The 10,578-nt window shown below is 69.7% G+C and carries 11 protein-coding genes; 6 read left to right on the forward strand and 5 right to left on the reverse strand.

Features of this window, described 5'->3' with window-relative positions; genetic code table 11:
* On the forward strand, positions 1–329 hold a 329-nt coding region (locus tag AB0F81_RS47890), incomplete at its 5' end, for a DUF3459 domain-containing protein (protein WP_360210529.1).
* Between the two features lie 22 nt (positions 330–351).
* On the opposite strand, the gene AB0F81_RS47895 is transcribed toward AB0F81_RS47890, so the two are convergent.
* On the reverse strand, positions 352–882 hold the full coding sequence (locus AB0F81_RS47895) for a GNAT family N-acetyltransferase (RefSeq protein ID WP_360210531.1): 531 nt from the start codon (positions 880–882) through the stop codon (positions 352–354).
* A gap of 104 nt (positions 883–986) precedes the next feature.
* On the opposite strand from AB0F81_RS47895, the gene AB0F81_RS47900 reads away from it, so the two are divergent.
* The 4 genes from AB0F81_RS47900 (at position 987) to AB0F81_RS47915 (ending at position 5,572) form a co-directional block, all read left to right on the forward strand.
* Entirely contained in the window at positions 987–2,393 is a 1,407-nt protein-coding gene (locus tag AB0F81_RS47900) for an extracellular solute-binding protein (protein WP_360210533.1), read from the forward strand.
* 7 nt (positions 2,394–2,400) lie between these two features.
* Complete coding sequence (locus AB0F81_RS47905; protein ID WP_360210535.1) at positions 2,401–3,408, forward strand: sugar ABC transporter permease; 1,008 nt, start codon at positions 2,401–2,403, stop codon at positions 3,406–3,408.
* On the forward strand, positions 3,408–4,277 hold the full coding sequence (locus AB0F81_RS47910) for a carbohydrate ABC transporter permease (RefSeq protein WP_360210537.1): 870 nt from the start codon (positions 3,408–3,410) through the stop codon (positions 4,275–4,277). The genes AB0F81_RS47905 and AB0F81_RS47910 overlap by 1 nt, the downstream gene beginning before the upstream one ends.
* 167 nt (positions 4,278–4,444) lie before the next feature.
* Positions 4,445–5,572, forward strand: coding sequence for a substrate-binding domain-containing protein (locus AB0F81_RS47915; protein WP_360210539.1), 1,128 nt, complete (start codon positions 4,445–4,447; stop codon positions 5,570–5,572).
* A gap of 45 nt (positions 5,573–5,617) precedes the next feature.
* Here the strand turns inward: AB0F81_RS47915 and AB0F81_RS47920 are convergent, their stop codons facing one another.
* Genes AB0F81_RS47920 through AB0F81_RS47935 form a run of 4 tightly spaced genes read right to left on the reverse strand, consistent with a single transcriptional unit; the run spans position 5,618 to position 8,216 of the window.
* Entirely contained in the window at positions 5,618–6,355 is a 738-nt protein-coding gene (locus AB0F81_RS47920) for an alanyl-tRNA editing protein (protein ID WP_360210541.1), read from the reverse strand.
* A 10-nt stretch (positions 6,356–6,365) separates the two neighbouring features.
* The gene (locus AB0F81_RS47925) at positions 6,366–7,373 is read right to left on the reverse strand and encodes an LLM class flavin-dependent oxidoreductase (RefSeq protein WP_360210543.1); all 1,008 of its coding nucleotides are present in this window, start codon (positions 7,371–7,373) and stop codon (positions 6,366–6,368) included.
* Positions 7,374–7,405: 32 nt separating this feature from the next.
* On the reverse strand, positions 7,406–7,885 hold the full coding sequence (gene smpB / locus AB0F81_RS47930; RefSeq protein ID WP_360210545.1) for an SsrA-binding protein SmpB: 480 nt from the start codon (positions 7,883–7,885) through the stop codon (positions 7,406–7,408).
* Positions 7,886–7,922: 37 nt separating this feature from the next.
* The gene (locus AB0F81_RS47935) at positions 7,923–8,216 is read right to left on the reverse strand and encodes a hypothetical protein (RefSeq protein ID WP_360210547.1); all 294 of its coding nucleotides are present in this window, start codon (positions 8,214–8,216) and stop codon (positions 7,923–7,925) included.
* A 147-nt stretch (positions 8,217–8,363) separates the two neighbouring features.
* Between AB0F81_RS47935 and AB0F81_RS47940 the strand changes: the two genes are divergently transcribed.
* Positions 8,364–10,487, forward strand: coding sequence for an MMPL family transporter (locus AB0F81_RS47940; RefSeq protein WP_360210549.1), 2,124 nt, complete (start codon positions 8,364–8,366; stop codon positions 10,485–10,487).
* Positions 10,488–10,578 lie beyond the last annotated feature (91 nt).

Here is a 10,578-nt window from a genome sequence, read left to right on the forward strand (position 1 = left end):
CCCCGCCGGGCGCCGCGCCGCCCAGGCAGCCGGTCCCGGCCGGCTGGGACGCCCACCTGGCCTCGCCGACGCTGCCGCTGTGCCGCGAGGCGATCGCCCTGCGCAAGCGCCTGCACGCCGAGGGCGTCCTCGCCGCCGGCGACCCGGTCGCCTGGTCGGTCGACGGCGACGACCGGCTGATCGCCCGCCGCCCGAACCTCGCGCTGGTGGTGGCGATGGGCTCCGCGCCGGTGCCGCTGCCGCCCGGAACCCCTCTGCTGACCAGCGCACCGCTCACCGCGGACGGCCTGCTGCCGCGCGACGCCGCCGCCTGGCTGAGCATCCCGTGAGCGGCGACCGGGGAGCGGACGGTCAGCTGATCGGCTTGCGCATGCGCACCAGCGGAACCGGTGCGCCACCCCGGTCGTCCTCGAGGTGTTCCACGACCACGAACCCGGCGGCGGTGTAGAGCGGCTGCCCGGAGAGAGTCCCCATCAGCTCCAGCGTGGTGAACCCCTCCGCGGCCGCCGCGCGCTCGCACTCGGCGAGGATCATCCGCCCGATGCCGCGCCGGGCGTGCGCCGGATCGGTGTACATGGCGCGCACCTTCGCCGGGTCGCGGGCCGGGTCGAGCAGCCCGGCGTCGCGGCCGGTGGAGTGGTCGCCGCCGTAGAGGGTGGCCCGCCGGCTCCAGCCGCCGCAGCCCACGATCGCCGCGCCCTCCTCGACCACGAAGTACGTCCCGTCGTCGACGAGTTGCGTGTCCAGGCCCATGATCGCGGTGCTGGCGGCGATCTGCTCCGGGCTCAGGAACCGCTTCTGCAACTCGGCGATCGCGGCCGCCATCAGCGCCCGCAGTCGTGGCAGGTCGGCGCGGGTGGCGACCCTGATGGTCATCGTCATCACCCCATTGTGGTCTTGGGTTCGGCTCTCGGGTCGCGCGACCCGGGCGGCGGGCTTACCGTCAGAGAAGTTCTCCGTCATCGATGCGCAACGGGGAGGACATCATGACGACGCAGTCACGATGGACAGGGTCACGATGGGGAGCCGCGGCAGCGGCCGTACTGCTTGCCGCGACGCTCGCGGGCTGTGGCGGGGACGACGGGGGTGATGAGGCCGGCGGCACGCTCACCGTCTGGAGTCTGGAGAACCTGACCGACCGGATGCAGGCCACGCAGAAGATCGTCGACAAGTTCACCGCCGCCACCGGCATCCAGGTGAAGCTGGTCGCGACCGACGAGAACCAGTTTAGCAGCCTGATCACCTCGGCTGCGGCGGCCGGCACGCTGCCCGACGTGGTCGGTGCGCTCCCGCTGGCCGCGGTGGCGCAGATGGCGACCAACGAACTGATCGACACCGACGCCGCGAAGGCGGTCGTCGACCAGCTCGGCACCGGGACGTTCTCCGCCCGCGCGCTGGAGCTGACCAGCCAGGACGGCACGCAGCTGTCGGTGCCGTCGGACGGCTGGGCGCAGCTGCTCTTCTACCGCAAGGACCTGTTCCAGCAGGCCGGGCTGGCCGCCCCGGATTCGTACGACGCGATCCGCGCCGCCGCGCAGAAGCTGAACTCGAAGGACGTCGCCGGCGCCGCCCTGGCCACGGTCGGCAACGACGCCTTCACCCAGCAGACGTTCGAGAACCTGGCGCTGGGCAACAACTGCCAGCTAGTCGACGAGGCGAAGAACGTTCAGCTCAGCTCGCCGCCGTGCGTGGAGACCTTCAAGCTCTACGAGGACCTGGTGAAGAACTGGTCGGTGCCGGGCGCGCAGGACGTCGACACCACCCGGGCCACCTACTTCTCCGGCAAGGCCGCCATGGTGGTCTGGTCGTCGTTCCTGCTCGACGAGATGGCCGGGTTGCGCAACGACGCCCTGCCGACCTGCGCGCAGTGCAAGAGCGACCCGACCTGGCTGGCGAAGAACACCGGCGTGGTCACCGCGATCTCCGGGCCGCAGGGGCAGCCGGCCCAGTTCGGTGAGATCACCAGCTGGACGATCACGAAGGACGGCCCGCGCACCGACGCGGCGAAGAAGTTCGTGGCGTACATGATGAACGAGGGGTACGCCGACTGGCTCGGCATCGCCCCGGAGGGCAAGATCCCGGTACGCAAGGGCACCGCCGAGGAGGCGGAGAAGTTCACCACCGCGTGGAACAAGCTCCCGGCCGGGGTGGACAGCAAGAAGCCGCTGGCCGACATCTACCCGGCGGACGTGCTGACCGCCCTGCAGAAGAGCCCGGACACCTTCCAGCGCTGGGGCTTCCCGCAGAAGCAGGGCGCCCTGGTCGGCGCGACCCTCGGTGAGCTGCCGGTGCCGAAGGCGATCAACAGTCTGGCCAGCGGTGAGCTCGATGCCGCCGGCGCGGCGGAGCGGGCCGCCGAAGACGTCAAGACGATCCAGAAGTCGCTCGAGTGAGCCCCGAGTGAGCCTGGCCACCGAGAACCCGCCGCGGCCCGGGGAACGTCCGGAGGGCGAGCCGCGCCCGGGTAAGAAGCCGCTGACCGCCCGCCAGCGGGAGAACCGCGCGGGCCTGGCGTACCTGTCGCCGACGTTGATCGTGGTGCTGGTCGTCGTGGTCGTGCCGATCCTCTGGACCGTCATGCTGGCGTTCCAGCGGATCCGGCTGATCAACCTGCGCCGGGCCGGGGTGTTCGGCGAGTACAGCCTGGCGAACCTGGAGACGGTGCTGACCTCGCCGGGGTTCTGGTCGTCGCTGTGGACCACGCTGATCTACACGGTCGGGTCGACGTTCGGCTCGATCGTGCTCGGCCTGATCGCGGCGCTCGCCCTGCGCGGCCGATTCCGTGGCCGGACGCTGGTGCGGGCCTCGGTGCTGTTGCCGTACGTGGCGCCGGTGGTGGCCGTGACCTTCGTCTGGAACGTGCTGCTCAGCCCGCAGTTCGGGCTGGCCAACGACTGGGGCGTGCGGTTCCTCGGCTGGGACCGGCCGATCGCGTTCCTCAGCCAGCGCGAGTACGCCCTGAACCTGCTCGGCTGGCAGGTGGAGATCCCGCTCGCCCTGTTCACGGTGATCGCGTTCGAGGCGTGGCGCTACTTCCCGTTCGCCTTCCTGTTCCTGCTGGCCCGGCTGCAGGCGGTCCCGCACGATCTGGAGGAGGCGGCCCGGGTGGACGGCGCCGCACCCACCCAGGTCTTCCGGCACATCCTGCTGCCGCAGCTCAGCGCCGTGATCGCGCTGCTCTGCGTGCTGCGGTTCATCATGACGTTCAACAAGTTCGACGACGTCTACCTGCTCACCGGCGGCGGCGCCGGCACCGAGGTGGTCAGCGTGCGGGTGTACGAGTTCCTCACCGCCCGCTTCGACGTCGGCGCCGCGGCCGCGCAGGCGCTGGTCCTCGCCCTCGGCCTGGTGGTGCTGCTGGCGATCTACCTCAAGTTCCTCGCGCCGCGGGTCGAAGGGGAGGACTGATGGCCGACCGGGCAGCCGTCGAGACGCGGGTCCTCAACATCCTGCGTCCGATCGTGATCATCGTGCTGGTGGTCGCCACGCTCTTCCCGTTCCTGTACATGCTGCTGCTCTCGGTCCGCCCGATCGAGGAGCTGCTGCAGAACCCGGGCCAGCTGTGGCTGGCCCCGTCCGAGTGGACCACCCGCACGTACCGGGAGGTGCTCACCTCGGCGGAGAGCGGCGGGCAGGGCTTCCTGAAGTTCCTGGCGAACTCCGCGATGGTGTCGATCGCGGCCACCGCCCTGACCCTGCTGGTCTCGATCCCCGGCGCGTACGCGGTCAGCCGGATGCGGTTCGTCGGCCGCCGGCAGGTGCACTTCCTGTTCCTGTCGGTCTACCTGTTCCCGTCGATCCTGCTCGCCATCCCGCTGTTCGTGCTGTTCACCCGGCTCGGGCTGCGGGGCTCGCTGGGCGGGCTGACACTGGTGTACATCGCGCAGACCGTCCCGGTCTCGATCTACATGCTGCGCAACTACCTCGCCACGATCCCGGAGAGCCTGGAGGAGGCCGCGGCGATCGACGGGTACAGCCGCCTGCAGACGCTGCGCAAGGTGATCCTGCCGCTGGCCGCGCCGGCGGTGATGGCGAACGCGCTCTACGTTTTCATGATCGCCTGGAACGAGTTCCTCTTCGCCCTGCTCTTTCTGGTGGAGGACCGCGCCGACTGGACGGTCTCGCTGGGCCTGGCGCAGCTCTCCGGCGGTATCGAGGTGAGCAAGACCGTCCTGATGGCCGGTTCCGTCGTGCTCACCCTGCCGATTGTGATCATCTTCTTCGCTGCCGAGCGGCTGCTCACCGAAGGCCTGACCGCGGGTGCGGACAAGGGATGAAGTGACTACCCTCCGTGTTTGTTTGGCAGTCACGGCTGATAAATGAATAATCTTGTCCTCTGGCCCCCCTCCCGATGTTGCGCCCGTGGTGCCCTGGCCGATACTTGGCGGACCGTTCAGCGGCTCCACGCAGCTCGGGATGACCCCCTGAGAGGACTACTATCGCCATGCGCAAGTCTTTGGCCGCCCTGGCCGCCGCCGGCCTGTTGGCAACCATGACGCTCACGGCCTGTGACGACGGCGGTGACACCGGTGATGGTGGGAGCAACGGCACGGCGATCGCCAGCGGTGAGAAGACGACCGGCAAGGGCGGCATCGGTGTGATCCTGCCGGACACCAAGAGCTCGCAGCGGTGGAGCACGGACGACCCGCGTTACCTGACGGAGCAGTTCAAGAAGGCCAACGTGCCGTTCGAGATCTTCAACGCCGAGGGTGACAAGGAGCAGTTCAAGCGCCTCGCCGAGCAGCTGCTGGACAACAACGTCAAGGTGCTGCTGATCGCGAACCTGGACTCGGTCAGCGGCAAGGCCGTGATCGACGCCGCGAAGCAGCGGGACGTCTTCGTCATCGACTACGACCGGATGACGCTCAACGGGGCGGCGGACTACTACGTCAGCTTCGACAACGAGAAGGTCGGCCAGCTGCAGGGCGAGTACCTGAAGTCCTGCCTGGCCAAGACGAAGAAGACCGGTGTCCCGGTCGTCGCCGAGCTGAACGGGTCGCCGACGGACAACAACGCCACCCTGTTCAAGAACGGCTACGACAGCGTCCTGCAGCCGCTCTACGACAACGCGATCTACATCAAGGGCCCGGACCAGTTCGTGCAGGACTGGGACAACGACGAGGCCCGCGAGATCTTCGCCCAGATGCTCAAGCAGTTCCCGAACATCGACGGCGTGCTCGCCGCCAACGACGGCCTCGGCAACGCGGCCATCGAGGTGCTCAAGGAGAAGGGCCTCAACCGGAAGGTCCCGGTCACCGGCCAGGACGCCACCGTGCAGGGCCTGCAGAACATCCTCGCCGGCGACCAGTGCATGACGGTCTTCAAGTCGATCGAGGCGGAGGCGCAGGCGGCCGCGAAGCTCGCCATCGACCTCTACAAGGGCATCGAGCCGCCGGTGGCGGCCAAGATCAAGGACCCGGAGTCGGGCCTGACCATCCCGTTCCAGTCGCTGGAGCCCGAGGCGATCACCATCAAGAACATCAAGCGGGTGGTCGACGTCGGCTTCGTCAAGAAGGAAGCGCTCTGCACCAAGGCGTTCGTGACGGCCTGCCGCAAGGCCGGCATCAAGTAGCTCGCCGGTGCGAGCAGTTCGGTAGTTCGAGGGCCGGCCGGCCCGCTAGTCCGCGATCCTGATCCGGACTCGGCGGTTCTGCCGGCCCTTGCTCTCCACCTTCACCACCGTGACCCGGCCGACCTGCGCGGTCGAGGCCACGTGCGTGCCGCCGTCGGCCTGCACGTCCAGCCCGACGATGTCGATCACCCGGATCTCCGGGTTCTCCAGCGGCGGCAGGGCGTCCTGGGTGCGCACCAGCGTCGGGATGGCCAGGGCCTCCTCGCGGGGCAGCACCCGGGCGACGATCTTGCGGTCGGCCGCGATCTCCGCGTTGACCGCGTCCTCCAGGGTCTGTTTGAACCCCGGCGGCACCTCCGGCATGTTGAAATCCATCCGCGCCTCGCCGGGCTGCATGTTGCCGCCGGTGACCAGCGCCCCGAAGTCGCGGAACACGGTGCCGCAGAGAATGTGCAGGCCGGAGTGGGTGCGCATCAGGCTGCTGCGGCGCTCGTCGTCGATCGCGCCGCGCACCACCGTGCCCGGCGCCGGCACCGGGTCGCCCGGCGCCGGGATCAGGTGGAGATCGGCGCCGGGGGAGGAGGCACGGCGGGTGTCGACGATCCGGGTCTGCACGCCCTCCCAGAGCAGCACCCCGTGGTCCGGCGGCTGGCCTCCACCGCCCGGGTAGAAAGCGGACCGGTCCAGGACGATGCCCGCCTCCGGATCGGCCGGATCCGACCACACCACCGTGCAGTCCCACTCGCGAAGTGTCGGGTCGATCCAGTCCAGACGCTCGGTCATGGGTCCGACTCTAGGACAGAATCTCCCGGACCCGGGGGATCACCTGCGTGCCGTAGAGCTCCACGCAGGTCATCAGCCGGTCGTGCGGCAGGGTGCCGTGCGAGTACTTCAGGTCGAAACGCTGGATGCCGAGCGCCTGCACGGTGTCGGCGATCTTGCGGGCGACCGTCTCCGGCGAGCCGACGTGCCAGGCGCCCTCGGTGATGTCCGCCTGGAAACGGTCGCGGGTGAGCGGCGGCCAGCCGCGCTCGCGGCCGATGCGGTCCAGCATCCGCCGGGCGTGCGGCCAGAGCACCTCGACCGCCTCCTCGTCGGTGGCGGCCACGAAGCCGGGGCAGTGCACGGCGACCGGCTGCTCCGGTTGCTCCAGTTCCTTGAGCGCCCGGTGGTAGAGCTCGACGTACGGGGCGAACCGGGCCGGGGCGCCGCCGATGATCGCCAGGACCAGCGGCAGGCCGTAACGGGCGGCGCGGACCACCGACTCCGGGCTGCCGCCGACCCCGATCGAGGTGCGGATCCGCCCGGACTCGGTCTTCGGGTAGACCTGCTGGTCGCTCAGCGGCGGCCGGACCGTGCCGGACCAGGTCACCGGCTTCTCGTCGAGCAGGTGCGCCATCAGGTCCAGCTTCTCGCTGAACAGCCGCTCGTAGTCGGCCAGGTCGTAGCCGAAGAGCGGGAACGACTCGGTGAACGAACCCCGGCCGAGGATGATCTCCGCACGGCCGTTCGACACCGCGTCCAGGGTGGCGAAACGCTCGTACACCCGTACCGGATCGTCGGAGCTGAGAACCGTGACCGCCGTGCCCAGGGTGATCCGCTCGGTGCGGGCGGCGATCGCCGCGAGCACGATCTCCGGCGCGGAGATCGCGTAGTCGTCGCGGTGGTGCTCGCCGACGCCGAACGCGTCGATGCCGAGGCGGTCGGCGAGCACGGCCTGCTCGACCACATTGCGGATGACCTGGGGATAGGAGTCGCCGGCGGTGACGTCGCCGAAGGTGTCGAGACCGAAGGTGATCATTGGTCGAGCCTAATCACCGGCCGGGCCCGTCGTCAGCGGCGGCCCTTCAGGCGCCGGCCCATCTCCCGGGCGATCTCCTTCTTGGCGTCGCGCTCGGCCATCACCTGCCGCTTGTCGTAGGCCTTCAGGCCGCGCGCCACGCCGAGCTCGACCTTCGCCCAGCCGTCCTTGAAATACAGCGAGAGCGGCACCAGGGTCAGGCCGGTCCCGTTGCCCAGCTGGTTGAGGATCTTGATGATCTCGGCCTTGTGCAGCAGCAGCTTGCGGGTGCGGCGCGGGGCGTGGTTGGTCCAGCTGCCGAAGCCGTACTCCGCGATGTGCAGGCCGTAGAGCATGATCTCGCCGTCGTGCTCCTGGGCGAAGGTGTCGACCAGCGACACCCGGCCCAGGCGCAGCGATTTCACCTCGGTCCCGGCCAGCACGAGGCCCGCCTCGTACGTCTTCAGGATGGCGTAGTCGTGCCGCGCCTTCTTGTTCGAGGCGATCAGCTTCGTTCCGGTCTCTCGGGGCACCCTGCGAATTTAAGCCATCACGGCGACGGCGCCATGATCAGGCCACGCCGGGAACCGCGGGTGGCTCGACCGGGATCGGGCGGCGCATCGAGTACGTCACGCTGCTCAGCCGGTGCGGCTCGTCCTTCACGTGGATCACCGCCCGGTCGTAGGCCTGCCAGCCGGCCGCGCCCGCGCGGTTGAGGTGCCGGATGTCGTCGAACCGCTCGTCGGTGCCCCAGCGCAGCACCCCACCGGGATGGTGGAAGGTCGCCGTCCAGTCCATGAAGCGGTCGGAGCCCAGCGTGCCCGCGGCGCGGTACTCCAGCCGCGCGTATTCCCAGTTGTCCACCGGATGATTATGCCGTCCGTTTCGGACAGCCGCGTTCACCGAGTGGTTCTTCCCTGAGGAAACCCTGATCTGACCGTTCTCAGGGTTCAGATCGATCTTCCCGCATGCCTAAGCTCCGCGGGGCTGACGTCTGATCCGGGGGGAATCATGGCGACGGGAACGATAGCGCGGTTCGTCTGCGGGCGGCGCACGAAATGGCTCGTGCTGGTGCTGTGGATCGCGATCCTCGCGGTGGCCGGCCCGCTGGCCGGCAAACTCAGCAGCGCCGAGCGCAACGACAACGCGTCCTGGCTGCCCGGCAGTGCCGAGGCCACCCAGGTGTCCGAGCTGCAGCAGCGGTTCGTGCCGGCCGACCTGGTGCCGGCGATCATCGTCTATGAGCGGACCTCCGGCATCACCGACGCCGACCGGGCGAAAGCCGCCGCCGACGGGCAGGCGATCCGGTCGGTCACCGGCGTGACCGGCGAGATCATCGGCCCCGTCCCAGCCGAGGACGGCCAGGCGCTGCAGCTCATCGTGCCGATCGAGGTCGACAGGGACGGCTGGGAGAAGATCGCCGACGTCGTCGACGAGATCAACACCGTCATCGGTACGGGGGAGAACGGCCTCACCGTGCACCTCACCGGGCCGGCCGGTTCCGCCGCCGACTCGGCCGCCGCGTTCGCCGGGGTCGACGGCACCCTGCTCTACACCACCCTGGCGATCGTCACGATCATCCTGCTGATCACGTACCGGAGCCCGGTCCTCTGGCTGCTTCCGATCATCTCGGCCGGCGCCGCGCTGATCACCGCGCAGGCGGTCGTCTACCTGCTCGCCGAGTACAACGGCCTGGTCGTCAACGCGCAGAGCGCCGGCATCCTGACCGTGCTGGTCTTCGGCGCGGGCACCGACTACGCCCTGCTGCTGGTCGCCCGCTACCGCGAGGAGCTGCGCCGGCACAGCGACCGGCACGAGGCGATGATGTTCGCCCTGCACCGGGCCGGGCCGGCGATCATCGCCAGTGCCGCCACCGTGGCGATCGGCATGTCCTGCCTGATGCTGGCCGAGGTGAACGCGACCAGTGGCCTCGGCCCGGTCGCCGCCATCGGCGTGGTGATCGCCCTGCTCGCCATGATGTCGCTGCTGCCGGCCCTGCTGGTGATCTGCGGCCGCTGGCTGTTCTGGCCGGTCCGCCCGGCCTACGGCTCCGCCGAGCCGACCGCGACGGGCATGTGGGCCCGGATGGGCACGCGCATCGCCCGCCGCCCGCGCGCCGTCTGGATCGGCACCGCGGTGGCGCTCGGCGTGATGTCGCTCGGCCTGTTCCAGCTCAACGCGAACGGCCTGTCCCAGCAGGACTCGTTCACCACCGAGCAGCCGTCCGCCGCCGGTCAGGAGGTTCTGGCCCGGCACTTCCCGGCCGGCGAGGGCCAGCCGGTCGTGGTGATCACCAACGCGGGGCAGGTGGCCGCGGTGCGCGACGCGTTCGCCGCGACGCCCGGCATCAGCGCGGTCGGCGAGCCGGTGGTGCGCGACGGACTGGCGCTGATGGAGGGCACGCTGACGGCCGCGGCCGACAGCGACGAGGCGAACGACACCGTGCTCGCGGTGCGCGAGGCCGTGCACGCGGTGCCCGGAGCGGACGCGAAGGTCGGCGGGATGACCGCGATGACCCTCGACATCAACGAGGCGAACAAGCACGACAACCGGCTGATCATCCCGCTGGTCCTGCTGGTGGTGCTGGCGATCCTCGGGGTGCTGCTGCGGGCCGTGGTCGCGCCGTTGATCCTGATCGCCACGGTGGTGCTGTCGTTCGCCGCCGCACTCGGGGTCAGCGTCCTGGTGTTCCGGCACGTCTTCGGCTTCGCCGGGGAGGACACCGCGTTCCCGCTGTTCGTCTTCGTCTTCCTGGTCGCGCTCGGCATCGACTACAACATCTTCCTGATGACCCGGGTCCGCGAGGAGTCCTGGCAGCACGGCACCAAACGCGGCGCGCTGATCGGCCTGGCCGCCACCGGCGGCGTGATCACCTCGGCCGGGGTGGTGCTGGCCGGCACGTTCGCCGCGCTCGGCAGCCTGCCGCTGGTGGCGTTCGCCGAGATCGGCTTCGCGGTGGCGTTCGGCGTGCTGCTGGACACCCTGGTGGTGCGCTCGGTGCTGGTCACCGCGCTCAACCTGGATCTCGGCCGGTGGATGTGGTGGCCGAGCAGGCTCACCCACGTCCCGGACGAGCCGCCCGGCGAGGCCCCGGTGTCGCCGGCCCCGGCCGCGGTGAGCGTGAAGGCCGACTAGTACTGCTACGGCGGATCACTACTTCGAGTAGTTCTGGATCGTTTCCCGGACGTGGTCACGGTTGAGCAGGTGCAGGGTTGGGACGAGGCGT

Source organism: Actinoplanes sp. NPDC024001, from assembly GCF_040638955.1.
GTDB lineage: Bacteria > Actinomycetota > Actinomycetes > Mycobacteriales > Micromonosporaceae > Actinoplanes.

Bases quoted from the DNA above. Each gene is read 5' to 3' on its own strand.
- AB0F81_RS47900 (WP_360210533.1), top strand. From the start codon at position 987: ATGACGACGCAGTCACGATGGACAGGGTCACGATGGGGAGCCGCGGCA.
- AB0F81_RS47920 (WP_360210541.1), bottom strand. From the start codon at position 6,355: ATGACCGAGCGTCTGGACTGGATCGACCCGACACTTCGCGAGTGGGAC.
- AB0F81_RS47895 (WP_360210531.1), bottom strand. From the start codon at position 882: ATGACGATGACCATCAGGGTCGCCACCCGCGCCGACCTGCCACGACTG.
- AB0F81_RS47915 (WP_360210539.1), top strand. From the start codon at position 4,445: ATGCGCAAGTCTTTGGCCGCCCTGGCCGCCGCCGGCCTGTTGGCAACC.
- AB0F81_RS47940 (WP_360210549.1), top strand. From the start codon at position 8,364: ATGGCGACGGGAACGATAGCGCGGTTCGTCTGCGGGCGGCGCACGAAA.
- AB0F81_RS47910 (WP_360210537.1), top strand. From the start codon at position 3,408: ATGGCCGACCGGGCAGCCGTCGAGACGCGGGTCCTCAACATCCTGCGT.
- AB0F81_RS47925 (WP_360210543.1), bottom strand. From the start codon at position 7,373: ATGATCACCTTCGGTCTCGACACCTTCGGCGACGTCACCGCCGGCGAC.